The sequence below is a fragment of the Polaromonas sp. P1_G4 genome (genome assembly GCF_056405475.1).
Map to the genome: position 1 here is coordinate 1 of NZ_JBFUCA010001067.1, position 521 is coordinate 521.

Here is a 521-nt window from a genome sequence, read left to right on the forward strand (position 1 = left end):
CGTCAACACGCACTGAAAAATGGTGCCCTGTCGTAAAGAGTGACTTTTTTGCTTCGTCCGACGACAAAAACAGCGTGTTCGCAAGGTACACATTCAACACGACTGGAGCCTTGGCCCTGGCCACGCCTTCACCCAATGCCAGCAAAAGAGTAGTCTTGGCGATTTGGACTGACAGCGGGTGAACATCTACGCCTTTAATTTGCCTCGCGATCTGTTGTGGTGGCATGTCTGGCCATTCGCGGCGGTAGCGTGCAACAAGTGCGCGCAAAAAAGAACCCGAGCCACAGGCAGGGTCGAGCGCATAAAACGAACGTTCAAGATGCAGGTCTTCTACGACCCGCTCACACAGCCAATCGGGGGTGTAGTACTCGCCTAAAGCATGGCGGGTGTCGATGTCTATCAGTTCCTGATAGACACCTTTCAAGATATCTTCTTCAACATCGGTGAAGTCGTACTCTGAAATCTGGTTGTAAAGCTCGCGCAACGTGGGTGCCAGTTGCTGAAAGAACTCTGGCGTACTG

At 52.2% G+C, this 521-nt stretch carries 1 protein-coding gene; it reads right to left on the bottom strand.

Translation table 11 applies throughout. From position 1 onward, the window contains the following. On the bottom strand, positions 1-521 hold a 521-nt coding region (locus AC1D1X_RS25410), incomplete at both ends, for an N-6 DNA methylase (protein ID WP_477699652.1).